The sequence below is a fragment of the Nostoc sp. WHI genome, assembly GCF_015714725.1.
GTDB lineage: Bacteria > Cyanobacteriota > Cyanobacteriia > Cyanobacteriales > Nostocaceae > Nostoc.
Genome location: NZ_WBKM01000349.1, coordinates 1 through 25,258, shown reverse-complemented (window position 1 = coordinate 25,258; position 25,258 = coordinate 1). Strand labels below are relative to the sequence as shown.

Here is a 25,258-nt window from a genome sequence, read left to right as displayed (position 1 = left end):
GGGCCACCCTTGCTGGAATTTAGGGCAATGGAGTTTGCTCCTTTGTAACTCAGGTATAGGTCTGGATGCTAGCTTTCCCTATGTGTAGATTGCATGGTAGACCATAACTTCTTTGCAACATAAAGGGTTCTGAGGGATTATGGGTTGCGTAGAAAAAATAATTGGCTAGTGTACAAAGATACATTAATGTTTTTGATTTTAATTAGCTAAGTCTACATTAGCTTCATCAGTATTTCATAGCTAACCACTGGTTGACAGTGATCTAAATACATATTGTGTGTGACTTAGAGTAGCCAGATGAGATAATTTTTCGCATCATCATTTACATAATTTTCTTAGTAATTACTCGTAGTATAATATAGTTTATGCAATATTTTATACTATAAATTATGAAGGACATTTACTGATAAATGCGTCATAGTTGATATAAAGTAAATAAATTTCAAGTTTTCTTAAGAAAATATTTAAAGTTGTATGGGTAGACGAAAAGTGGAGGTGAGACTGTGAGCGATGAAAGAGTTTCAGAAGTCGGGGTGGAAGAACCTGTAATATCTGAGGATGCTAGCTTTACGAGCCAGTTAGATGAAAAACAAACCAGAGCATGGTTGAAGCCATTATTCTTGGGTGCTGGTTTAGGAATTGCGATCGCCTTTGGTGGGATGGGTGTATTAAATCGTCTTCCATCTGGTCAACAAAGTGCGATCGCGGATAAAAAAGTTAACCCAGCGCTGACAGTCACCATCGCTACAGTAAGAACCGCCCGTGTTGTCCGTACCCTCAAAACTACTGGGACTGTCGCAGCGCGTGATTTAATTCCGGTGTTACCGCAGACAAACGGCTTACAAATCAAAAGCATCCCCGAAGATGTGAAAGAAGGAGCTTTTGTGAAAAAAGGTCAAGTTTTGGCGGTATTGGATGATTCCATACTGCAAAACCAAATTAGCCAAGCAAAAGCAGATGTGGAATCTAAGCAAGCAGATGTAGAATCCAAACAAGCGGATTTAGCATCAAAACAGGCGGATTTAGCATCAAATAAAGCGATAGTCCAGCAAAAACAAGCCGATTTAGCTCAAGCTAAGGCGAGGCTAGAGGAAGCAGTCAAAAATTATCAACGCTATCAACAACTTGCTGACTCTGGGACGATTAGTAAACAAGAACTTGATACTCGTTCCTACAATGTGAAAACTGCCATCCAAGTTGTGAATCTCGCCCAAGAAAATGTGCGTAGTGCCCAGGCGAATATTGGCAGCGCCCAGGCGAATATTGGTAACGCCCAAGCTATTATCAACAAAGCCAAAGCCGATGTCCGCAGCAGTTCTGCCAAGGTGCAACAACTGCAAACTCAGTTGGGACAAACTGTGGTGCGTGCGTCGGTTTCTGGAACGATCGCCGAGAAACTAGTTAGAGTAGGTGATGTTACTGGTGTACCGCCGCAAACCCAAGTCGGGACTGTGATTGGTGGCACACAAAAGCTATTTTCTATTATCCAAGATCAAAAACTAGAACTTCAAGCAAAGGTTCCCGAAACTCAACTAAATGAGGTGAAAATTGGCGCATCCGTGCAAATTACTTCTGGTGTCGATCAGCGTGTGCGATCGCAGGGACGAGTTAGGGACATCCAACCACAAGTGAACGATCAAAGGCGTGAAGCTACAGTAAAAATTGACTTGCCAACAACAAGTTTACTTAAACCAGGGATGTTTGCGAGTGCCGCCATTACTACTAACTCAGGGATGAGGATGGTAGTGCCGCAAAAAGCAGTCCAGTCTCAAGCAGACTCAAGTGTAATTGTATTCACCTTATCGGGTGTAGATACAGTCCGCACCCAGAGAGTAAAGTTAGGAGATCCTGCTAGTGGTGACAAAGTGGAAATTATGAGTGGGTTGCAGTTAGGCGATCGCGTCGTAGTTGATGGTGCAGGTTATCTCAAAGATGGCGATAAAGTTCGAGTGGCAAATTGAAGAAGGAGTCAGGAGTCAGAAGTCAGGAGTCAGAAGCGATGCCCTGAGCCTGCCGAAGGGTCAGAAGTCAGAATGCAAACAGTGGCAATACTGCTCGTTTAAGCCTAAAAAAGCACTCCAGGGTAGGTTGGGTTTCGTTCCTCAACCCAACCTACAAATCTACTGAGATATCTAATCTAAAATCTAAAATCTAAAATCTAAAATTTCCCGATGTCTTTCAATATCTCCGCTTGGTCGATTAAAAAACCTGTTCCTACAATAGTTTTATTTTTAATTTTGACAGTGGTGGGTTGGTTCTCCTTCATATCCTTGGGGATTGATATTAACCCAAATATTGATGTGCCAACAGTTTTGATAAATGTCACCCAACCGGGTGCAGGCCCGGCAGAACTAGAATCCCAAGTGACGAAAAAAATTGAAGATGCCGTCGCGGGGTTGGGCAATATCGATTATATGATTTCCACTGTCAGCGATGGAAATTCTAGAACGACAATCAGTTTTGTTTTGGGTACAGATAGCGATCGCGCCACCAATGATGTCCGCAATGCGATCGCTCAAATTCGCCAAGATTTACCCCAAGATATCAACGATCCAATTGTGGAACGCCTGGAATTTTCCGGTGGCTCGGTGATCACCTACGCGGTTAAATCAGATCAGCGTTCTGTAGAAGAATTAAGCAACCTCGTAGATCAAACCATTAGCCGCGCCTTATTGGGAGTCCGTGGTGTCGCCCAAATTCAGCGTGTGGGTGGAGTTGACCGAGAAATTCGGATCAATCTCAATCCCGATCGCTTACAATCTTTAGCGATCACCGCCACCCAGGTAAACGACCAAATCCGCGCTTTGAACATTAACTTACCTGGCGGGCGTGCCGAAGTTGGTGGTAGCGAACAAAGTATCCGTACTTTAGGAAGTGCCACCAGTGTAGATATTTTGAAAACCTACGAAATTCTCTTACCAGAGGGTGGTTCCGTACCCTTATCCAGCTTGGGAACCGTAGAAGATAAATTTGGCGACGTGCGCCAAACTGCCCGCCTGAATAATCAACCTGTGGTAGCTTTCCAGGTATTGCGTAGTACTGGCAGCGTTCTGGTGACAGTGGAAGAAGGAGTCAAAGCAGCAGTTAAACAACTCGAAAAAACACTTCCCGCAGATGTCAAGCTGGATTTAATTTTTACTAGAGCCGATATTGTCCGCCAATCTTACCAAAGCACCATTGAGGAATTGATTCAAGCTTCCGTGCTGGCGATCGTTGTTATTCTAGTGTTTTTGCGTGACTGGCGAGCAACATTAATTACTGCTGTTGCCTTACCTTTATCAATAATTCCCACCTTCGCAGTGCAGCAAGCCTTTGGTTACACCCTCAACAATATGACTTTGTTGGCATTAGCGCTGGCGGTGGGCAACTTGGTAGATGATGCCGTTGTGGAAATTGAAAATATGGAACGGCACATGGCTATGGGCAAGTCAGCTTGGAAAGCGGCTTTTGATTCTTCTGAGGAAGTAGGATTAGCGGTTGTAGCAAGTGCCGCGACGATTATTGCCGTGTTTATGCCCGTTGCCTTTATGGGTGGGATTCCGGGGCAATTTTTCCAACCATTTGGTGTTACAGTTGCCGTTTCCACAATTTTTTCAACTCTTGTAGCGCGGATGGTTACGCCCATGATGGGGGCGTATCTCTTGCAGGAGAAACAGGAGCAGGGAGGCAGGGGAGCAGGAAGGCAGGGGGGCAGGGGAGTAGTAAAATTCTTTAATTTTAAATTTACCCTTCCAGGTAGCGGGAACGGAAATAGAAAACTCAGCACTGAAAAGCGTCGGCGTTTTCAACCTTATAGATCACTTTTAGAATGGGCATTACGCCATAGATTGACAACGATCGCGATCGCCTTAGCTTTCTTTATTGCTAGTCTGATGCTAGTTCCCTTAATTCCCAAGGGTTTCGTTGATGATGGCGACTTCGGATTTTCCAATGTATCCGTAGAACTAGCTCCCGGTTCCACTTTAGAAGACGTTAACAAGGTAGTCACACAAGCAACTAACATCATTCGGCAAAACCCAGTAGTTGAAAGGGTACTAGCAACGGAACAGATCAATTCTGCAACCCTTGCCATTAATCTCAAACCTAAAGAGGAACGAAATATTTCCCAAAAACAGTTTGAGGAACAAGTGCGCCCTTCCTTTGAGCAAATACCAGGAGCTAGAATTAGTTTTCAAAGTCAGTCACCAGGTGGCAGTCGTAAAGGTTTATCAATTGTTCTCAGGAGTGAAAATCCTCAAGCATTGAATCAAACTGCTGATGCCCTAGAAAAGCAGATGCGAGCTATAACTGGATTGGTAGAAGTGTCTTCTAGTGCGAGTTTAGTTAAACCAGAGATTTTAGTAATTCCTAACCCACAACGGGCAGCAGATTTAGGAGTGACAGTGCAAGCGATCGCTCGGACTGCTTCCCTTGCCACCATTGGCGACAATGATGCTAACTTAGCAAAATTTAATTTAAGCGATCGGCAAATCCCCATTCGTGTCCAAATCGACCCGAAAGCACGGGCTGATATCAACACAATTACAAATCTCCAAGTCCCCAGTCAAAATGGTAGATTAGTTCCCCTTGTGGCAGTGGCAGATATCCGCTTTGGTAGCGGCCCTGCTACCATTGACCGTTACGATCGCGCCCGTCAAGTTGCCGTGGAAGCCAATTTACAAGGGATTTCTTTAGGCCAGGCAGTCGAGACAATCAACAAACTACCTGTGATGCAAAACTTACCGCCAGGAGTTGTACAGCAACCTTCAGGCAGTGCCAAAATTATGCAAGACATTTTCGGTCGTTTTGGAGTAGCACTGGGGCTGTCATTAATGTGTATCTATGCAATTCTGGTGCTGCTGTATAACAACTTCCTGCATCCATTATCGATCATGGCAGCCTTGCCCTTTTGTTTGGGTGGCGCACTGATAACGTTGATGATTGCCCAAAAACCCTTGGGACTTTATGCGTTGATTGGTGTCGTGTTGCTGTTGGGGATTGTTACCAAAAACTCGATTTTGTTAGTTGACTATACAATCATCAATATGCAAGAAGGCAAAACCCAACGTCAGGCACTCGTAGAATCGGGTGTGTCACGTCTGCGCCCGATTTTAATGACTTCTCTGGCAACGATCGCCGGGACTTTGCCCCTAGCATTAGGAATTGGCGCGGGTTCTGAAGTCCGCCAACCAATGGGAATTGCCATAATGGGCGGTTTCACAACTTCCACCCTGCTGACACTGGTGGTAGTACCAGTAATATTTAGCTACATTGACAACTTCCAAACTTGGATTATGGATACATTGCGCTATGGCTTTGGCAAGAAACCATCGCGCCAATAATTGTAGAGACGGCGATTTATTGCGTCTTCTTAACCTTTTGATTAGACTGCAACAGAAGTAAACCTGCTAAAACTGCATCTGATTCATAGGCTGTAAACTTTGCCAGAGATAGGGAAAGGATGAAAGGGGAAAAGTTAAAGGGAGATTTAATTCCTTTTCTTTTCCCCTTTCTGTTTTCTATAGGACTTACGCAAAACTACACGCTGTAGGGGCAATTCATGAATTGCCCCTAATACGGTTCAGTTAAGGGCTACTGGTACAAAACTTTGGGTTTTTGAGACGCGATAAATCGCCGTCTCTACAAATGTTTTGGTCTTATCTGAACTGTATTGGAATTGCCCCTACCTGAAAATCAAGGTTTCGACTATTGGTTGCGTAAGTCCTGTTCTAAACTCGTGGACGAGTCTTTAATACTCATGGACGAGTCTTTGATACTCGTGGACGAGTCTTTAATACTCGTGGACGAGTCTTTAATACTCGCGGGAGAGTCTTTAATACTCGCGGGAGAGTCTTTAATACTCGTGGACGAGTCTTTGATACTCGCGGGAGAGTCTTTGATACTCGTGGGAGAGCCTTTGATACTCGCGCGAGAGTCTTTGATACTCGTGCGAGAGTCTTTGATACTCGTGAGCGAGTGTTTAGGACTTATTGAATAGCCTAAGAAAACCTCACCCTGTTTCTGCTACGCAAAACCTGTTCCTCTTCTTAGTAAAGCTATGGTGTACACACAAGTCAGACAGGTTTTACTCCAATACACTTGGGATAAACCAGAAAGCCCTCATGTAGAGACGCGATTTATCGCGTCTAAAATACTGGAACGTTAGAGAGACGCGATAAATCGTCGTCTCTACAGAGAATGTTCTCGTCAATTATTCCTTGACAAAGTAGTATGATTTATTGCGTCTTCAAAAACTAGCCCTGGCGAATGGAATTCGCCCAATACTTTTCAAATATCCCTAAGTGCGATCGCATTCCTGGCTATGATCGAGTGAGTAACTCTGGGAGTTGATCTAAGAAATGCCTAACACGCTATACGATCAAGATTTGCAATTATGGATTGAGCAAACCATTCAACAGTTACAAAATCATGAATTTGAGGCGTTGGATATTGAGCATTTGATTGAGGAGCTAGTTGATTTGGGTAAGGCAGAGAAAAATGCGCTCAAAAGCAATCTGACAATTTTATTGGCGCATTTACTCAAGTTACGAGTTCAGAATGATGTACCTGATATGATGAAAGGAAGCTGGTATAGCTCAATACTTGAACATCGTCAGCGAGTTCTGAATAATTTGGCAGATACTCCTTCTCTAAAAAGTTTTCTGGTAGAGGCGCTGGAAAAAGCCTACCCAGATGCTCGGAAGCTAGGCATTAAGGAAGGTAAGCTTGCTAAGTTTGGGGTTCGGATACCCTATGAAAGTGAATATCCCACTGTTTGCCCTTTTTCGATTGAGCAGATTCTAGATGAGGATTTTTATGGGTTGTAGAGGATTGCGTAGGCGTAGCCCGCACTTCTCTACGAGAGGCTGCGCGTAGCAAGATCGTCTCCGACGGGAGAAGGATACGGCAAGCTCAGTGACCATCGTAGACATCGCAATCATATTGGTTTATGTGTAGATGAATGGACAGGTTGACCGAAAAGTTCTACAATCTGACTGATTGCGGTAAATTTACCTATTGCCCAATCCACATAAGCATAGTAAAGATTTTCTAGTGATTGCGTTTGATTGCGGAAGCACTAAATTAATATAGGGAAGTCTTTCATAAAGGGCAGCAAACAAATGGATGTAAAGCTGATTCTAGCTGGATTAACAGTTATATTTACGCTTTCGTGCTTATTTTTTGGTACGAAAAATGGATTCTATGATTCAGACAACTATCACGGCAATGGCTCCGCACATTGAAATAAGTCTGTAGATACTTGGGCGACTTCCCGTAGAGTGAGTTGGCTAAGATAGCTCAGAACTTGCAAAGGGAAAATAAACAACAGCCAAACTCCTTTAGCTCCTAGTTTGATGGCTTTTGGTTAGCCCACCTTTCCGAACCAGTGCAAGTTCGGTGCAAGCGTCCTCCCCAATCAAAAATCTGTATTCTCAGGGTGTAGGGGCGCACAACAAAACTTACCCCTAAGTCACAAAACCAAAATTTGTGTAACTTTTGGCTTTTGGGATATGTCCATGATGATCAGGTTTGAGGGGAGGAGAGCATGAGGGATAATCTGTCGGTATCCTCTCGCGTAGATGCTGCGGAAGCGGGTAGTGAATTAGAATGTTTGCCCTATAGTGTCCAGCATGACAACGAGGGCGTGTGTTTATTGGTGAAGATGGGGCCACACCGCATCCTGTTGGACTGTGGTATGGAGGATATTTCATCCCTGGCGAAGGGGCTTACTAAATCGGTACATGGAACTAGTTCGCCTTTACCGGCAGATTTAGTTTTGGTTAGTCACGCCCACCCAGATCACGCCAGAGGCTTACTGGCACTGCATAAAGCTTTCCCAAAGTTACCTGTTTATGGCAGTGAGGTGACCACCAAGTTACTGCCACTGAATTGGCTAGACCAAAACGCTGAGGAAATTTCCCAATTTTGTCATGCCTTGCCGTTGCGATCGCCTGTGGAAATCCAAGAGGGTCTAATAGCAGAATTATTTCCCGCCGGGCATTTACCAGGAGCAGTAGCAATTCTGCTTACTTACACTACCCAGCAGCGTACTTACAAGCTACTATATACAGGCGACTTTTTCCTATCAAACTCCCGGTTGGTAGAAGGTTTGCGTTTAGAGGAACTGCGGGGCTTAGACTTAGATGTGCTGATCATTGAAGGCAGTTATGGCACATCCCGTCATCCCCATCGCCGCAACCAAGAAAATCAACTAGCAGAGCGAATTAATCGGGCGATCGCTGACCATTGTTCTGTAATCTTTCCCACTCCGGCTTTAGGATTGGGTCAAGAACTATTAATGCTCTTACGCTCTCATCACCACTTCACCGGACGAGATTTAGATATTTGGGTAGATGCTGCTGTTGCCACTGGGTGCGATGCCTACCTAGAACTACTACCCCACCTCCCCCCATCCGTCCAGAACTTCGCCCGCCATCAACCTTTGTTTTGGGATGAACGGGTACGTCCCCGCGTGCGTCGTTTACAGCCAGAACATCGTGCCACTGTGGGCAAGTCGCCTTGTATCGTCCTTACCGACTCTACATCTGATTTGGGTGAATATTGCCAATTAGACACTGGCCCCTGGCTGATCCTCCTGCCAGAAAAAATTGATATAAAAGTTAACAAAGAATATTTAACACCCACAACTGTCGAAACCTATCTTCTAGCTCAACATAGTGATGGCCCTGGCACTACGCAGCTAATTCATAATTTGCGGCCCCAACACGTAATTTTTGTTCACGGTTCTCCTGCCTACTTGGCAGACCTAACTAGCTTAGAGGAGTTACAAAACCGTTACCATGTGCATTCGCCGGCGGCTGACACCTTAGTAGAACTGCCCATCGGCGATACATTTTTACAGCCGGCAGCACCAGAGACTAACTACGAAGGTGAACTTACAGAGTTAGGAACAGTAATCACTATCACCCTACCTGATGTGATTACTGCTGATCCGCGTTGGCGGCAGTTTGCCGATACTGGTTTAGTCGAAGCTCGTTGGCAAGGGGAAGAACTAGTATTACGGGGATTGTCTCAACGAGAATTGCTCAACCAAAACAGCGATCGCTATACATGGACAGATGTAGACTGTTGCGGTACTTGCCGACATCAAAGGGGGCAGAGGTGTTGGAACCCAGCTTCCCCGTTGTATAACTTTAAGGTAACTCTAGAAGGTTACTGTCCTGCCTTTGAAGGTTTGTCTAGCCCTGAGTCCTGAGTACTGAGTTAGGTATTTATTAATCAGCACTCAGTAGTGATTATTCAGGATTTGAGTCAGTGTAATGGTTGCGGATGCGTTCAGCTTCAGGACAGTCTTCAGTCATTAGAGGTTCCACGTTACCGCGTGGTACTGAAGCCAATTTTTGCGTTACAGCACCAATGCTCTCAAGGCGAACCATTTCTTCCCAAGAACAAACTTCGTCCTCTTCTTCTGTTTCATAGCGTAGGGTCACTAAATCTCCCTCGATATCGATGATGCGGGCGCGTTCAATCCAGCGTTGCTGGTCCCGCAAGAAAACACATACCTCGCGCCCATCGCAACACAATTGATAAATCTTGCGGTGTAGCATGTATTGTTTCTGCCTTTTTAAACAATGTAGTTAAACCTATCAAAATCTCGGTTCTACCCCTTTACATTACACCCTTAGGAGGTTAATTTCACGGTTCAGAACAAGTACGTCTCCTGACTAATCGCAAGACTTGCTTGTAGTTGTCAGAATCTAGCGTAATCTTGGGTTATCAACCTGTACCAATCAACTCAATCTCCCTCAGGCTCATTCTCGGAAATGTCTGCTTCATAGAAGTCAAACAATCCGAAATTTGTCCTAATAAGGTTAGTATTTGCTGGTGAGTCCTTCTTACTATTATATAAAGTAATAAAGAATACTCCCACACAAGCGTTGATTGCGGTTGTTTAAGTTGCCTACTTATAGTAATTGGCATTACTGGGAAGTCCGCGGACTCGGCTTTATTTTTACCCCTATTGTGTTTGATCTTAACTCATTCTCTTGCTGACCTTCATGGTTTTCAACAACAACCCCCAAAGAGTTTTGAGTTTTTAGGGTTTTTACGTGATCAGGACTAGGGTAGGACTTACGCAAAATAGATTCCCCAATCTGTTTAAAAAGGGGGCTTTTAAGGCTACGGTGTCACACAAGCCCTAAAAACCTAGCTTAATAAGGCTTTCCTCGTTCCCCGGCTCCGCCTGGGAATGCATTCATTGAGTCTCTGGCTCACATGTCTGACTGGAGGCAGTAGCCCCTAATCGGCCATTCCCATGCTCTGCATGGCAACGAGAGAGCAATGGGAAATCGAGCTTTTTTGGACTTATGTGTACACCGTAAAGTAGTTTACTTCCACTTGTATGTACACCGTAGCTTTTTAAGGGAGACTAGGCGAGATAAAACTTTCAGGTTTTCAGTGCGTAAATCTTGTAAGGAAAAAGTAAGGGAGTAGGGATTAGAAAGACTTACACCAAGTTCCCTTGTGCCCTTCTGCTCTCCTGCTTCTGTTGAAGTATCAGCACTATTTATCCGGTAGGGTAAATTCCATGAGCACATTCGACGCGGATGCTTCTCGTTTAATTTGACCTGAGCGAACTGCATTGTATAGAGATGCGATCGCTGGTAAGTCTTCTGACTGATAGCATTTAGTGGTGAGCACTTGATGGAGCAAACCCTCAGATTCAACACTAAGATATCCAGTTTGGAAAGCAGATTCAACGAGTGTACGAATCATGTTGATTAGGGCAGAGTGAGCAATTGTTACATCTAGTGTGAAACATTTTCTTCTGCTGCTAGTTGATATGGAACATTAAAAGCATGTGATTATAGTTACAACTAATTAGTGATTTCCGTCACAAGATGGCTAGATTTAAAAATTTTAGATACATATATCACTGATATACGGATATAAGTTGGTACAAAAATTTCCAGTAACAATATTAAAATATAAAAAAATCTTTAGACAAGCTTCAAAAATATAGTCAACCACACGCAATCAAGCAAAAAACTGGCGGAAATCTTCATCCTTTTGACTCAACTGCACCCAGTCTAGGTTTAAGGACTGGAATTTTTGCACCAAGCGATCGCACGCCGGGCGTTCGGTAGCATAATGTCCGGCGTCGATTAAAATTAGATTGCAATCGCGGCTTTCTTGAAACTGATGAAACTTACAGTCAGAAGTCAGATAAGCTTGAGCGCCAGTTTTGGATACAGATGAAATGTAACTAGCCCCCGAACCACCCAAAACAGCAACTCGTGAAATTGTTTGCTGTAAATCAGCAGTTGGGGAGGAAATCAATTTAGGGGGAGCAAGTCGGGTTTGAATAGTTGTAAGTAACTCCTGTAGTGTCAGAAATGGCTCTAGCAAACCAACACGACCATATCCTAATCCTCCTTGTGTGGGTACTATGGGAGTAACTTCTTTGAGTTCCAAAATCTGAGCCAAAACGTCAGCAGTACCATCCTGCACTTGATCAAAATTCGTGTGGGCGCTGTAAATACCAATATTGTGGGTAAAGGCTAACCGTACCATTTCTGCGATCGCTTCACCACTGCGTAAAGATTTGGGAGGAGTAAAAATTAAGGGATGATGGGCAAAAATCAGATTAGCATTAAGAGCGATCGCTTCGTGCATTACCGCTAAAGTTGGTGTTAAACACACCAGAATCCGTGCTTTTTTCTGCAAAACTCCTGGCTCAATCTGCCAGCCACAATTATCCCAGCTTTCACACCAAGCAGGATTTGCCCATGCTTCAAACCAAGTAATTAAATCAGCAATTTTCATAATTATTTTCTTCAGCAATTAAAAATTGCCAATCAGTGTTTCTGTGGTTGAATATTTAATTTTAATGCTAATTGCTGGCGCATTTCCTGGAAAGGTTTGTTCCATACAGGGCAGGCATTCCACTCCCACACTGCCACTGGTATAAGTTGTTCTTCAGCAAGATAAGTTAGCAGACGATATTCATCTTCTGGTTCACGGGAAAAGGTGAAGGGGTTACGATAACCTGTGTCACACAGTTTATAAGATGTAATATGATCCTGACTAATACGTTGTAAAAGTTCTTTACCTTTGACGAGCAAATAATCCAAAAAAACTAGACTAAAAGGCTCTATATGTGCGCGATTTTGTGGCTCTTTTTGTACCCATCTTGCCCACTCAAATCCATACATAAAATCGTGAGCATAACGGAAGCGCATTTCCGTTTTATTTCCGAACATCTCTATCAGAGAAACCATCTTTTCACTAAAAACTTTTAAAAAAGGAATAGCGCCCTGATCTGCTACTAAAGCCTGCCTAAGCATACTACTTACAAGAAAATCAAAATCCCAGAAGATATTTTCTGGGAAATTTTGCAACTGAGTATACACTATGGATTCGAGAGTTTCCTGAAGGGCTATGATGAGTTTAATTTCGGTGTTTTGTTGAGTAATCAAATTTCCCAATTCTGCAAAACTGGTAATTAATTTCTTTTGGGGATTAAGTGACAACAGATTAACAGACTGCCGGGCAAGAATTACATCAATAAATTGGAAAGCATGAGTTGGTGTCAGTTTTTGCTTCATAGTAATTGAAATAGCCCAGACAGCTTACACCAAATATTAGTTTAGATTTAATTAACTAGATGATTAAACAATGACAAATAAACTTAACTTTTTAATTTACAAATTTAAACAAATTATTCAGTGTCTATCTGATTAATTTCGGATCAATGATTTTCATAGGAAAGTTATCACGACGAAATCATCATCAACCATTTGTCAATAAGTAATAGTGCTTAAAGCTTTGCCAAAATCAAAAGACCTCTTGCATAAATAATTTTTTATCTCACGCAAAGGCGCAAATTTGCAAGAAGTCTAAAGTCGTAAACACAATTTCTCAGTCAGCAATGCCTACGCCTGGCTACGCCTAAGCATCATACTTAAAAGCATATTACCGCTCATTTAACAATATTATACACATAGGATACGCAATAGAAACAGGGTATTTAAACCCTACAAAACTATACTTTAAATAAATGAAAACTGAGAACTATCTATCCAGAAATATGGACAACCAATTCTCTTAAATGACTGTGCTGGCGGTGTTCCCAAATATAAATTCCTTGCCAAGTTCCCAGCACCAAATGACCTCGATTAATGGGGATATGCTCAGAAGTTTGGGTGAGTACGGTACGAATATGTGCCGGCATATCATCGGCGCCTTCTGCATTGTGAATGTATTTTCCCGATTCTGGCACGAGTTTTGCCATAAAGTTAGCTAAATCTACAAGGACATCAGGATCGGCATTTTCTTGGATTACTAAACTGGCTGAAGTGTGGCGCAAAAATAGAGTACAAAGACCAGTTTCAACTCCCGACTCTGCAACTGTGGCTTCAATTTTCGCAGTAATGTTGTAAAAAGATTTGGCAGTGGTGGAAATTTTTAGTAACTTTTGGTAGTGACTCATTTGAAACAGTAATTATTGATGAAAGTAAAAGCTAATAAGCAATTCAATCTGCTTGATTTGGTTGTTGTTCCGCCGTTGATTGATTACTAGACTGAGTATGTCTTCTCTTAAAGAGGCTTAACACCGCATTTACAGATTCTTTTAGGAAATCGGGGATAATAGGTGTGCTAGGCAGATTGTGAGATAAAGCTGTAATGTTAGCCCGATCTGGCTCTGGCAGTTGTAAACTATTTTTAGAAGATTTTGTATCGTCTTGGTTGGTATTCATAGTTTTTGTAATTCAGGAATGAAATAAACTGTTACTTGATGTAACAAGGCAACAAAGGCGATTCCGGCAGTCACAAAAGTAGCGTATCTCAATCTCAAGGATTGAGAAATATCCTCTACTTGCTTCTGGTTCTCATTATAAGTCTCTCTCAAGTTAACTAACATCTGTGACTGGTATTCGTGAGGTGAGAACTTCAAATATTTATTCTGAAAATCGTCAGTTTCTAGGTTGGGGCTGACAAAAAATTTGCGTGGTAATAAAGCCCGTATTAGTAGCATAAAATTGACGAGAACTAACAATATCTCTAACGCACTGAAAAGACTAAATATCGTAATCAGTCTAGAGATTGTTAAAAAACTTAATAATGCAGTGTTTGTGACAAATAGGATGTTCATCTGAGTGATTAAAATTTGCCGTTCTTCTTTTTGTCTTTCAATCACTCGACGCACATCTTGGGAGGCTAATTCCAACGTTTCTTTGTCTATTGTTGGACTTTCCATGATTAATTTATGTTGTTTTGAATAACTTTAATTTGACTGTAAATATTTAATAACGGCATGAGCGATCGCTTCATTACCATTTTTAGCAATTAGTTCATATTGCTTCGGTGGTTGAGGTAACTCACGCAGAAAATCCCAAGTCCCTTGAAAAAACTCAGATGGGGTGATGATTTGATGCTGGTTATAATTAGTTATGCCTTCTAGTATAAAAGTTGCTTCGGCAAAATCATCACGCGGGATCGTAACAATAGGCACTCCCAATAGTGTGGCTTCAGCAAAAGTGCCGTAACCAGGTTTAGAAACAACTCGCCCACAAATAGGCATAAAATCTACAGGGCGGTATTTGCGATCGCTAATTTTCATTAAATTAGGTAAATCAGGGGCAGATTGATCAAAAACGATAAATTGCCAATCTGGAAATTGCCGCAGGTTATCATAGGGAATTTGCTGTAAACCCAAGCCGCCAAAGGTCAATAAAATAGTTTTTTCAACTGGTGCAGTTATTCCCCAAAGAGAACGTAAATCATCAGCAGAGTAACGGGGGGAACCGCCTGTTAATCCGACATCTGTGATATTATTAAAAGCTTGCATCGGTTCATGGAATGGTAGACGAAACAAGCGATCGCACTTTGAATACCAATCACTAATCCAATCGGCAACTGCTATAAATTCACCTCCCCAATCTCGGTAGATCAAGTCCCAGCCAAAGTTACTCATCATCCAGCAGGGAACATTTGCAGCTTTGGCAAATCCAGAAGCTAGGAAAGGAATATCTGCCAAGATGAGATTAACGCGATTTTGGCGGATAAAATTGACTTCTGAAGCAATCAGCGAATTTTGATGCTTCTTAATATCGAGCAACTTTTCTAAAGTCGCTACTTTATCCATTGTCAGACTATCAGTTTGCACCACACCCAAATCAAATGCACGGGGACGATAGATAAAATCGCCTTCTAGATAACACTCTAGTAACCAGCGTGGGGCAGTAGTCGCTAGAATTAGCAGAACTTCTGGACATAACTTTTGAATTGTCGCAGCTACAGAAGCCGTGCGCGCTGCATGACCAAAGCCGTGATTAGTTATGGCTAAATATAAAATTGGGCGTTCCATTTTCAAGTTAGGAGTCATTCAATTTTGGATTTTGGATTTTAGATTTTAGATTGAAGAAAAATCTAAAATTGGCAGAGTTAGGAGTTAAAATCATCATTTCCACACTGATAAGTTATAACTCCTAATTTTTAACTAAGTTTTGCAAAAGCTTTGAATCGTCTCAACTAATTGGTCAATTTCCGATTCTAAAGTAAAGTAATGGACGGTGGCGCGTATACAGCTAGGATCGGCAATTGTGCGAGTTAATATTCTTTGTGAGTCTAAAAATTGCACCAATTTGAGATTAGCTTGGGGCTGATTATTTGTAAGTTGAAAAGAAACTATACCGCTTTCAGGTGGGGAAGTTCGCAAACATTTAACATCGGGTAACGCCGCTAACTGTCGCCAGAGGTAATGACTGTTATGGCAAATTTGCTCGTAACGTTCTTGTGACGTTCCCCATTGCTGATGGATGGCGATCGCTTCCCGTAACCCAACATACAATGGATAAGCTAATGTAGACACTTCGTATCGTCGCCCATCTGGAAGCCAATCCACAGGTTGAGATTGACTATCTACAACAATGCCATTCAAGCCAATAAATGTTGGTTTCAGGCTTTCTCGTGCTTCTGGTCGCACATACAAACCACCCGCACCCGCAGGGCCACATAACCATTTGTGACCAGTGAAAGCATAAAAATCTACTCCCAATTCAGTTAAGTTTAAAGGCAACAAACCAGCAGATTGGGCAGCATCTATCAATAGTAAAGAATGATTATTTCTGCATACTTCGGCAATTTTATCAAGAGGTAAAACTTGACCCGTATTCCAGAAAACATGACTCAATATCACAAGACGGGTATTAGGGCGCAAATGTTGGACAATAATTTTTACGGGATCGCCCTCATTTAAGGTTGCCTTTAAGGGACAGGTAGTAACTTCTACAGCGAATCTCCGCGCGATTTCCTGCGATGTAGCAATCACGCCTGGATGTTCGCAGTCTGAAAGCAATATATGGTCGCCAGCACGCCATTCAATGCCCCACATGGCGATATTACAGCCAACAGTGACATTTTGGGTGAGGGTAATTGTTTGACTTGGTGCGTGTAACTCCGAAGCGATCGCTTCTCTTGCGGCTTGAGTCTGGGGTGCTATCCAGCCATACGCCTCATTGCCAAAGGGGCCAATATGCTGAACATGAGCTTGAGTTTGGGCGATCGCATCCATTGCTTTTTGGGGCATCGGGCCTTGTCCGCCGTAGTTAAAATAAGTCTTATTTGCTAAAGCGGGAAATTGCTCTCGATGCCGATGCAGCTTGATTGGTGATGCAGAAATACTAGTCATAATTTACAAGGGATATCTGTTGTTTGCAAGCTATTAATTAATATCAGAGGTATTCGTACTTTGCGGTATGAACAACGCTAAAAATAGTGATGAGATTAATTTAAGCCCTCGCTGCCAAATTTCATCTCGTAAGTTGCAAAGTTTAGTGTTGGATGAAAACTGCACTCTTATATTATAATACGTAGCCGCTTGTTATTAGACATTACTTGACTTGTTAACACTTGACCAAGTTAAATCACACAAGGAGATGATTAGACAAAAAATTGAATATGCTACAACAAGAAGACATTCGCAATGCGATCGCTATTAGTTTGGGTGCGATCGCAGGTGCTTTAAGTCGCTACTATCTGACATTGTGGTTTGCCCAACGCTTCGGCAGCAGTTTTCCTTATGGTACTTTTTTTATTAATCTTAGCGGTTGTTTAGCAATGGGATTTTTCGCTACCCTGGCTGTAGAGAAGGTGGCAATTATTTCCCCAGAAATGCGGTTATTAATAACAACAGGATTTTTAGGAGCATATACAACTTTCTCTACCTACGGTTTAGATACTATCTCCTTATTACGTAATAGCACTTTGTTAACAACAACTCTCTACTGGGCTGGCAGCGCCATCTTCGGAATTATCAGTGTTCAGTTAGGGGTACTTCTTGCCAGATTATGGAGGTAGAGAAATGAGAGAGATACTGATTTAAGCAAGTTTTAAAGTTATTCGTAAGTTATTAAGTGATAAGAGGTTTGACAAATGAAGAATCATGGATTTGGCAAATTAGTTATCTTTCTAAATCAATTGGAACAAGAGAGAATTAGTTACACTCTAGCCCATCATCGGGATGAAACCATTATGGTGAATGTAGCTGTGGCTGGAGAGCGATGGGAAGTGGAATTTTTTGAGGATGGTTCGGTTGAGGTAGAACGATTTGTTAGTAGTGGAGAAATTAATGGGGAAGAGGTTTTTAGTGAATTATTTGCTATGTATTCAGAGCCAGAAAGTCATTCTGCCAAACTTACCCAAAACGCTAACTTGGCAAGCAGAAGATGAAGGCGATCGCACAACAGACTCGGTTAAAACCTGCTCAACTAAAATACTCATTAATTTTCCTCTACTACTGTTGATGATTTTGCTAACTGTTCCCTTACCCATTGACGCAGATGACGAATTAAGCTCGTTTCCCCCATCGTTAAACTTAACTCCAAAAACTTCATCAGCACAGCAGCATCAAACATAGGCAATACTAACGACACCTCACGGGGTTGATAGTCATCATTAACCAAACTGCAAATTGTCAAAATCTCACGATCAAAACGCCACACCTCTGGCACACCCAACGCCGCATAAATACCCATCCGATTCATCGAACTGGTGGTACTATCAACCTCAATCGCCAAATCTGGGGGTGGATCAATTGTCAAATTAATCGCATCCTTACCGCGCACAGCTAACTCATTTTGAATGTAATAACACTCATCTGGCTCTAAACCCTTTCGTAAATCTTCTCGTGTCCAAGTTGTAGAACCTAAACTGCAAATTTCAATTCCTAACTCTTCCGTAGTAGCTTCAACAAAACGACCCAATAATCGTTTATAACGTTCGTGTGGTGGTAGCGGCATCATAATCTCCAAAGTTCCATCATCATAAGTCAGTCGCGTTCCTGGTTGTGACTCCAAGTCTCGCACTAAATTCTGATAGGTATCCCAGTGAATGCCTTGAAGTATAGTTATGTTTGTAGGTAATGATTTTGCCAAAGGCGTGTCAGAAGCGATCGCAGAAGTCATAGTTTTCTCCTTTAGCTATAAATATTCAGTTCTTTGAGATATTCCACTCATTTTAACTCGCACCTCAGATAGATCAGTGCCATCTTTGAAGATTAAATGAGTGCGATCGCATTTTATCTACCCTGTAAAATCGAACCTTTAATTTAACTGCTCATCTCAAGGCTAATCATTATTTGTATATGTGATTGCTGGGTCACGAAGTTCGTATCCGACTATGGCAGAGTAGAGACGGCGTATAACGTCTTCAATTTTATAACTTTTATCGCGTAAATCTGGATAGAAAGCCCCTTCATGTAGAATCTTGCTGCGGATTGCATAAGCTTCGTCCAGAATTTTTAATGCCATTTTGTCCTCAGTTAAATGAGTTATAAAAAGACGTTTAATAGCGTGTGAGACAGATTCACGCGTTAGATTACTGATACTCCCTTCGAGCGATCGCTTTATATCATCAGGTAAATCCAGTGAATCTTGCACCTTATTTAAGGTATCTTTTACAATTTTTTTTAAATCTGGGTATTCAAATTTTTTCTGTTCAGCTAATGGCTCAAGTGCTGATACAAGACCAACAAATCTTGCACGTTCTGTCGCCTCTAAACGAGCTGCGGCAAAAAGCTCCATTGAGACGAGCAGCCGTTTATTATTAATTGGGATATTAGAAGTGAAAGTTTGCTCCACTACTTCAACAACTAGGTTTGCTCCACTAGTTGACATACCACGAAATTCTATCCCCATCAGCATCCCTTCGTGTAGAGTCCGATCATATACTACACATGGCAGTGGAGTGTGATATTCTAACCGCAGTGGACATTTTAATGAGACTGCTGCCCACAAAACTGACATTGCAAACTTTAAACCAGCCTCCTCTGCTTCGCTAGCAGTAGCAAAACCTTCTAAATAGGCTGTAAATTTCTGAAATTCAAACTTTTTATTTTGGCGAGGAATCAGACGAACAATCAGATCATTGCCCAAAATGAGACAACTTTCTCCATCAAAACCAAACTGATGGGTATCACCAAGAATAATATCAACCTTTGAGCCATAGGGTCTAAGTTTAGGTTTGTCTGCTATTTCGTATCTTGTTTTTGGTAAATGATTACTTGGCATTTACTAATCTTACTCCTCTAAGTATTGCTAGTTAGGTAACTTTAACTATAACCGTTAAGATACCAAAACTGATGCCCAACAAACCTACACCTTAAAGTTTTCCGTAATTTGCTGAACTGTTTAACTCGCCATTTCTCTCACCATTTCCCGAAATGCGATCGCACCTTATACTGCTTATTTTTATTTACTAAATCATTGCTTCCAATTCTTTCAAAGCTTGAAAACTTCCGACTTGCCAACTACGTTCCACAGCAGCCGGTATAATTTGAGTAATAGCTATATCTTCAAAATTAGGATTGGTATTAGATTTTATGTACTTCCCATCTTTCAGCAAATAAATAGAAAGGCTCCCGCGATCGTAAACCCATAGTTCTGAGACTCCAATCGCTTCATAAGCATCAAGAGTAGTTGTCGATGTGACATCAGTTTCAATCGCTAAATCTGGCGGCGGATCATCAGGTTGTAAACGGCGATGACCAATCATCCGTTGATAATTCTGAATATAAAAGCAAGCATCAGGTTCAACTCCTGCTACACCTTGCCGTTTAAAGGTGGTGGAACCAAAAGGTTGATATCTAATATCTTTAGCCTTCAGCAATATTTTGACAATATCAGAAATTAAATCTTTAGGTATTTCATGTTCTGGTAAGGGAGCCATAATTTCTAAAGTACCCAGGCTATAGGCAATTCGTGTAGTTCTTTTTTCTCCCAATTCTTTTAAAATAGATTCAAATTCTTCCCAGCTAACATCTGGAATGGTCACGGTGCTACCAGGTGCTAACTGCATCTGGCTAACAGCTTTGAAAACGGGGATGGCAGCAGTCATAACTAAAATATAAATAATTATCAGGTTGCGGTGGATAATACAGCCCACCGTAACCTTTAGATTAATAGATTGAGTTTAACAAAAGCGGCTAAAAGCGATCGCTTTACACCTGAAATTTCTCAGCAATCCGCTTCATCGCCTCTTCGACATTCTCCCGACTGTTAAACGCCGAAATGCGGAAGAAACCTTCACCCGCAGCACCAAAGCCAGAACCGGGTGTTCCCACAACGTTAACAGTTTGCAATAACTTATCAAAGAATTCCCAACTTGATAAACCATTAGGCGTTTTCACCCAGACATAAGGTGCATTCACGCCACCATACACCGCTAATCCGGCGGCTGTGAGTTTCTCGCGGATAATTTTGGCGTTTTCTAGATAGAAACTAACCAATCCCTTAATTTGTGCCTGTCCTTCTTCAGAGTAAACTGCTTCGGCTCCCCGTTGGACGATGTAGGACACGCCATTAAATTTGGTGGACTGGCGGCGATTCCACAGTTTCCATAGTTCCACATCGGAACCATCGGCAGCTTTTCCTGTGAGTGTTTTTGGTACAACAGTTAATGCACAGCGAGTTCCCGTAAAACCTGCATTTTTGGAGAAAGAACGAAATTCGATCGCAACTTCCCTTGCACCTTCAATTTCATAAATTGAGTGGGGAATCGACGGATCGGTAATGTAGGCTTCGTAGGCTGCATCAAAGAAAATAATCGAGTTATTCGCTTTGGCATAGTCCACCCATGTCTTGAGATATTCCTTCGTAGCAGTTGCGCCAGTGGGATTATTGGGGAAGCAAAGATAAATTAAATCAACTTTCTTTGAGGGAATCTCTGCGGTGAAATTGTTGTCAGCCGTAATTGGCAAATAGACTAAACCCTCAAATTCGCCTTTCTCGTTGGCATTCCCCGTATTTCCCACCATTACATTCGTATCTACATATACGGGATAAACGGGGTCAGTAACGGCAATTATATTGTCATGACCAAAAATCTCCAAAATGTTGCCACTGTCGCACTTGGAACCGTCGGAGATAAAGATTTCTGAGGCATCGATCGCAGCTCCCCGCCCTTGGAAATCTTGAGTAGCAATTTTTTCTCGTAACCAAGCATAACCTTGCTCTGGGCCGTAGCCTTTGAAGGTGTTGCGATCGCCCATTTCCTCTACAGCTTTAATCATCGCTGTGCGGCAAGCCTCCGGCAGAGGTTCGGTAACATCGCCAATGCCCAGTCGGATAATTTTAGCATCAGGATTCGCTTGTGCAAAGACATTCACCCGACGAGCAATTTCTGGAAACAGATAACCCGCTTTCAGCTTCAGGTAGTTGTCGTTAATAGTTGCCATTATGTAAATTATGAAAAACGCCCTAAAATAGCTTACTGCTAATTTATAAGGGCGGGGAGTAAGAATTTTAGATTTTAGATTTTGGATTTTAGATTGAAATTTAATCCAAAATCCAAAATTGAATTGCCCAATGCCCCATAATCAACTAGACATTTATCGGCTGTTTATTACTCGCTGATGTGTAATAACCTTTACCATCGCCAATTCCGAACGGCGTGAGTGATTCTTGACCTGTAATCAATCTTGCTCCACGATTACGGCTGAAATAGTTCCATGCCCACTGAATTGTCACTATTAATTTGTTGTCAAATTCAATTAAAAAGTAAACGTGAATCAACAGCCAAAACAGCCATGCAAAGAAACCTTTAAGCTTGATAAAGCCCAAATCTACCACGGCAGAATTATGCCCAATCATCGCTAAACTACCGCGATCAACATAAGAAAAGGGTGGTAAACTGTTACCTGCAAGCCGCTTTTGGACTAGTTTTGCTACATATTCTCCTTGTTGGGTTGCTACAGGTGCAACACCAGGTAGTGGTTTACTATTTTGATGAGAAAAATTTGCTAAGTCGCCAATTACAAAAATATTGGGATGTCCCTTAATACTCAAGTCAGATTCAACGATAATCCGTCCAGCGCGATCGCATTCGGCACCTGTGTGTTCTGCTAGCACTTTTCCCATTGCTGAAGCTTTCACACCTGCTGCCCATAATACGGTTTTTGAGGCAATTTCTTTCACTTCATCGCCTTGTTTGAGGGTAACAATATCGTTCTCAATATTCGTTACCAATGTTTTTGTTTGGACAATCACCCCCAACCGCGTCAGAGATACTTCTGCTTCTTGTGATAACTCTGATGCAAAGGGTGGCAGAATCCGATCCAAACCTTCTAATAACAAAATATTGGCTTCCGATGTGTCGATGTTGCGGAAATCTTCTTTGAGAGTTTGGTTTGCCAATTCTGCGATCGCGCCTGCCAATTCTACACCAGTAGGGCCACCACCAACAATTACAAAAGTTAACCAAGCACGGCGTTTTTCTGGATCAGTTTCTTTTTCTGCGGCTTCAAACGCCGTAAAGATTCGACGACGCATTCCTATGGCATCTTCTACGGTTTTCAAGCCTGGGGCGAATTCTTCCCAGCTGTCTTTACCAAAATAAGAATGCTTGGCGCCTGTAGCAACAATTAACGTATCGTAAGGTATTGCTTCGTCACCTACAAGCACTTTTTGTGCTTGTGGATCAATATTATTCACCTCTCCTAGCAGCACTTTTGTATTCTTGCTCTTACTCAGTATGGAACGCAAGGGTGAGGAAATATCAGCAGGAGATAGGGTACCTGTGGCAACTTGGTATAAGAGAGGTTGAAATAGATGAAAGTTGCGTTTATCGATTAGAGTAACGTTTACCGCCGCCTTCGCGAGTGTTTTTGCAGCATAAAGTCCACCAAAACCACCGCCAACAATAACTACTTGATGGGGTGGATTATTGTCAAGTGAATTTACCATAAGAAATATTTCCCTGGGTAAGGAGTGCTGTAACTATTCTTTACAAATTTTATATCAAAATTGTCGTCATTGGTTCTGTATAGCTTTTTACATCTGTAACCACGAGGGAACGGAGGGTTGGGGATAAGGGGGCAATGCCCAATGCCCAATGTTGATTTTTAGTTACTCAATTTGGGGTACAATCGAAAGTCTGCAAATTAATGACGATGCTTGCTGACAGGAGATGCTTCTATGGCCCGGATGTATTATGACGAAGATGCCAATTTAGACCTTTTGGCTGGAAAAACTATTGCCATCATCGGCTATGGTTCTCAAGGTCATGCCCATGCTCTCAATTTAAAAGATAGTGGTTTGAATGTGATTGTGGGACTATATCCGGGTAGTAAGTCAGTAGCAAAAGCTGAAGCATCTGGGTTAACTGTGAAAAATGTTGCAGATGCTGCCAATGCTGCTGACTTGATCATGATTTTGCTACCTGATGAAGTCCAAAAAACGATTTACAAAAACGAGATTGAACCAAATCTACAAGAAGGAAATGTGTTAGCTTTTGCCCACGGATTTAATATTCACTTTGGGCAAGTTGTACCACCTGCTAACGTAGATGTGGTGATGGTAGCACCAAAAGGGCCGGGGCATTTAGTGCGGCGGACTTTTGAACAGGGGGAAGGTGTACCAGCGCTATTTGCAGTTTATCAAGATGCTAGTGGTCAGGCACGCGATCGCGCGATGGCTTATGCTAAAGGTATCGGTGGTAGCCGCGCCGGGATTCTTGAAACGACTTTCCGCGAAGAAACCGAAACAGATTTATTTGGCGAACAAGCAGTATTATGTGGTGGTTTGAGTGCTTTAATCAAAGCCGGATTTGAAACTTTGGTAGAAGCTGGTTATCAACCAGAATTGGCTTATTTTGAATGTCTCCATGAAGTCAAGCTGATTGTTGACTTGGTGGTAGAAGGCGGTTTAGCTAAAATGCGCGACAGTATTTCTAATACTGCTGAATACGGCGATTATACCCGTGGCCCAAGGATTGTCACTGAACAAACTAAAGCTGAAATGCAGAAGATTCTCAGCGAAATTCAATCTGGACAATTTGCACGGGAATTTGTTCTGGAAAACCAAGCTGGTAAACCCGGATTTACCGCCTTGCGTCGCAAAGAAGCTGAACACAAAATTGAGGAAGTTGGTAAAGATTTACGCGCTATGTTTAGCTGGTTGAAAAAGGCTTAATTAGAATGAGGAGCCAAAGACTAAAGTCGCGGCTATATGGACTAATCAGCGCGCCCACAAATTTTACTGTGGGCACGCTTCGATAATGACCGATCGCACCATCAAACTCTTCAGTAAAACATCATCATTTAAAATAATACAGGCGATCGCACGTAAATATCTAAGCTTTCGTCAACAAAATCACGATTTTTATCACTAACATTGCGATTTTTGTTATAAAGCTTTGCTTGTTGGTTGTGTTTAGCAGAGAATACAGTTGCGATCGCACTATTATCAACCAAAGCGATTCCCAATGCAAAATGGTATCACCTGCGTGTGCCAATATCATCACATAAATGGCGATCGCTCTTGCTCACATTGGGGTTATTTTGCAAATAATCGCGCACCCAAGCACAACCCTTAACCATTAAATCATCCAAATTGAGATTCCACAACTTCACCGTCTTGTCAGAACTTGCAAAGGCAATGGTTTGGCCGTCGGGGCTAAATGCCACGCTATAAACCGGATAGCTATGGAACTCTTGCAGAGTTTGTAACTCCTGCCCCTGGCGATTCCACAACTTCACCGTGTTGTCAGAACTTGCAGAGGCAATGGTTTGGCCGTCGGGGCTAAATGCCACGCTATAAACCGAATTGCTATGACCTTTGAGCGTTTGTAACTCCTGCCCCTGGCGATTCCACAACTTCACCGTCTTGTCTAAACTTGCAGAGGCAATGGTTTGGCTGTCGGGGCTAAATGCCACGCTATAAACCGAATAGCTATGACCTTTGAGAGTTTGTAACTCCTGCCCCTGGCGATTCCACAACTTCACCGTGTTGTCAGAACTTGCAGAGGCAATGGTTTGGCC

Annotated in this window: 24 protein-coding genes; 8 read left to right on the top strand and 16 right to left on the bottom strand. The window is 42.3% G+C overall.

The window, feature by feature from the left end; all coding sequences use genetic code 11:
- Positions 1-503 precede the first annotated feature (503 nt).
- The 5 genes from F8S12_RS35745 (at position 504) to F8S12_RS35725 (ending at position 9,196) form a co-directional block, all read left to right on the top strand.
- Positions 504-1,961 carry an efflux RND transporter periplasmic adaptor subunit gene (locus tag F8S12_RS35745; RefSeq protein ID WP_196514467.1) on the top strand — a complete coding sequence of 486 codons (1,458 nt, stop codon included), beginning with the start codon at positions 504-506 and terminating at the stop codon, positions 1,959-1,961.
- 210 nt (positions 1,962-2,171) lie between these two features.
- A complete protein-coding gene (locus F8S12_RS35740) occupies positions 2,172-5,321 on the top strand; it encodes an efflux RND transporter permease subunit (protein WP_196514466.1) in 3,150 nt (1,049 codons plus the stop codon).
- A gap of 329 nt (positions 5,322-5,650) precedes the next feature.
- Positions 5,651-5,977: a hypothetical protein gene (locus F8S12_RS35735; protein WP_230968503.1), complete on the top strand. Its 327-nt coding sequence runs from the start codon at positions 5,651-5,653 to the stop codon at positions 5,975-5,977.
- A 361-nt stretch (positions 5,978-6,338) separates the two neighbouring features.
- Positions 6,339-6,806 carry a DUF29 domain-containing protein gene (locus F8S12_RS35730; protein WP_196514465.1) on the top strand — a complete coding sequence of 156 codons (468 nt, stop codon included), beginning with the start codon at positions 6,339-6,341 and terminating at the stop codon, positions 6,804-6,806.
- Between the two features lie 719 nt (positions 6,807-7,525).
- Positions 7,526-9,196 carry an MBL fold metallo-hydrolase gene (locus F8S12_RS35725; protein ID WP_196514464.1) on the top strand — a complete coding sequence of 557 codons (1,671 nt, stop codon included), beginning with the start codon at positions 7,526-7,528 and terminating at the stop codon, positions 9,194-9,196.
- A 40-nt stretch (positions 9,197-9,236) separates the two neighbouring features.
- Here the strand turns inward: F8S12_RS35725 and F8S12_RS35720 are convergent, their stop codons facing one another.
- The 9 genes from F8S12_RS35720 to F8S12_RS35680 form a co-directional block, all read right to left on the bottom strand.
- Positions 9,237-9,548, bottom strand: a complete 312-nt coding sequence (locus F8S12_RS35720; protein WP_196514463.1) for a DUF6679 family protein — start codon at positions 9,546-9,548, stop codon at positions 9,237-9,239.
- Between the two features lie 955 nt (positions 9,549-10,503).
- Positions 10,504-10,716: a hypothetical protein gene (locus tag F8S12_RS35715; protein ID WP_196514462.1), complete on the bottom strand. Its 213-nt coding sequence runs from the start codon at positions 10,714-10,716 to the stop codon at positions 10,504-10,506.
- Between the two features lie 261 nt (positions 10,717-10,977).
- Entirely contained in the window at positions 10,978-11,766 is a 789-nt protein-coding gene (locus F8S12_RS35710; protein WP_196514461.1) for a Nif3-like dinuclear metal center hexameric protein, read from the bottom strand.
- 32 nt (positions 11,767-11,798) lie between these two features.
- Entirely contained in the window at positions 11,799-12,548 is a 750-nt protein-coding gene (locus F8S12_RS35705) for a hypothetical protein (protein ID WP_196514460.1), read from the bottom strand.
- Between the two features lie 470 nt (positions 12,549-13,018).
- Positions 13,019-13,432 (bottom strand): secondary thiamine-phosphate synthase enzyme YjbQ, encoded by a 414-nt coding sequence (locus F8S12_RS35700; RefSeq protein WP_196514459.1) that lies wholly within the window; start codon positions 13,430-13,432, stop codon positions 13,019-13,021.
- A 43-nt stretch (positions 13,433-13,475) separates the two neighbouring features.
- The gene (locus F8S12_RS35695) at positions 13,476-13,700 is read right to left on the bottom strand and encodes a hypothetical protein (protein WP_196514458.1); all 225 of its coding nucleotides are present in this window, start codon (positions 13,698-13,700) and stop codon (positions 13,476-13,478) included.
- A complete protein-coding gene (locus F8S12_RS35690; RefSeq protein ID WP_196514457.1) occupies positions 13,697-14,200 on the bottom strand; it encodes a hypothetical protein in 504 nt (167 codons plus the stop codon). Before F8S12_RS35690 ends, F8S12_RS35695 begins: the two co-directional genes overlap by 4 nt.
- A gap of 27 nt (positions 14,201-14,227) precedes the next feature.
- The gene (locus tag F8S12_RS35685; RefSeq protein ID WP_196514483.1) at positions 14,228-15,310 is read right to left on the bottom strand and encodes a glycosyl transferase; all 1,083 of its coding nucleotides are present in this window, start codon (positions 15,308-15,310) and stop codon (positions 14,228-14,230) included.
- Between the two features lie 132 nt (positions 15,311-15,442).
- The gene (locus F8S12_RS35680) at positions 15,443-16,633 is read right to left on the bottom strand and encodes an aminotransferase class V-fold PLP-dependent enzyme (protein ID WP_196514456.1); all 1,191 of its coding nucleotides are present in this window, start codon (positions 16,631-16,633) and stop codon (positions 15,443-15,445) included.
- 269 nt (positions 16,634-16,902) lie between these two features.
- Here F8S12_RS35680 and crcB point away from each other — a divergent pair, with 269 nt between their 5' ends.
- Together crcB and F8S12_RS35670 are read left to right on the top strand one after the other, a co-directional pair.
- A complete protein-coding gene (gene crcB, locus F8S12_RS35675) occupies positions 16,903-17,301 on the top strand; it encodes a fluoride efflux transporter CrcB (RefSeq protein ID WP_196514455.1) in 399 nt (132 codons plus the stop codon).
- Between the two features lie 75 nt (positions 17,302-17,376).
- Positions 17,377-17,673, top strand: coding sequence for a hypothetical protein (locus F8S12_RS35670; protein WP_196514454.1), 297 nt, complete (start codon positions 17,377-17,379; stop codon positions 17,671-17,673).
- A 50-nt stretch (positions 17,674-17,723) separates the two neighbouring features.
- On the opposite strand, the gene F8S12_RS35665 is transcribed toward F8S12_RS35670, so the two are convergent.
- From F8S12_RS35665 to F8S12_RS35645, 5 genes are all read right to left on the bottom strand, one after another.
- Positions 17,724-18,407: a Uma2 family endonuclease gene (locus tag F8S12_RS35665; RefSeq protein ID WP_196514453.1), complete on the bottom strand. Its 684-nt coding sequence runs from the start codon at positions 18,405-18,407 to the stop codon at positions 17,724-17,726.
- 162 nt (positions 18,408-18,569) lie between these two features.
- Positions 18,570-19,511, bottom strand: a complete 942-nt coding sequence (locus F8S12_RS35660) for a HEPN domain-containing protein (protein ID WP_196514452.1) — start codon at positions 19,509-19,511, stop codon at positions 18,570-18,572.
- 187 nt (positions 19,512-19,698) lie between these two features.
- Positions 19,699-20,337, bottom strand: coding sequence for a Uma2 family endonuclease (locus F8S12_RS35655; RefSeq protein WP_196514451.1), 639 nt, complete (start codon positions 20,335-20,337; stop codon positions 19,699-19,701).
- Positions 20,338-20,440: 103 nt separating this feature from the next.
- Positions 20,441-21,676: an LL-diaminopimelate aminotransferase gene (locus F8S12_RS35650; RefSeq protein WP_196514450.1), complete on the bottom strand. Its 1,236-nt coding sequence runs from the start codon at positions 21,674-21,676 to the stop codon at positions 20,441-20,443.
- A gap of 145 nt (positions 21,677-21,821) precedes the next feature.
- Positions 21,822-23,183 carry an NAD(P)/FAD-dependent oxidoreductase gene (locus F8S12_RS35645; RefSeq protein WP_196514449.1) on the bottom strand — a complete coding sequence of 454 codons (1,362 nt, stop codon included), beginning with the start codon at positions 23,181-23,183 and terminating at the stop codon, positions 21,822-21,824.
- A gap of 231 nt (positions 23,184-23,414) precedes the next feature.
- Between F8S12_RS35645 and ilvC the strand changes: the two genes are divergently transcribed.
- Positions 23,415-24,410, top strand: a complete 996-nt coding sequence (gene ilvC, locus F8S12_RS35640; RefSeq protein WP_196514448.1) for a ketol-acid reductoisomerase — start codon at positions 23,415-23,417, stop codon at positions 24,408-24,410.
- A gap of 128 nt (positions 24,411-24,538) precedes the next feature.
- Here ilvC and F8S12_RS35635 read toward each other — a convergent pair whose 3' ends face one another.
- Complete coding sequence (locus F8S12_RS35635; RefSeq protein WP_196514447.1) at positions 24,539-24,703, bottom strand: hypothetical protein; 165 nt, start codon at positions 24,701-24,703, stop codon at positions 24,539-24,541.
- A gap of 12 nt (positions 24,704-24,715) precedes the next feature.
- Positions 24,716-25,258: WD40 repeat domain-containing protein (locus F8S12_RS35630; RefSeq protein ID WP_196514446.1), on the bottom strand; the 543-nt coding region annotated here is incomplete at its 5' end.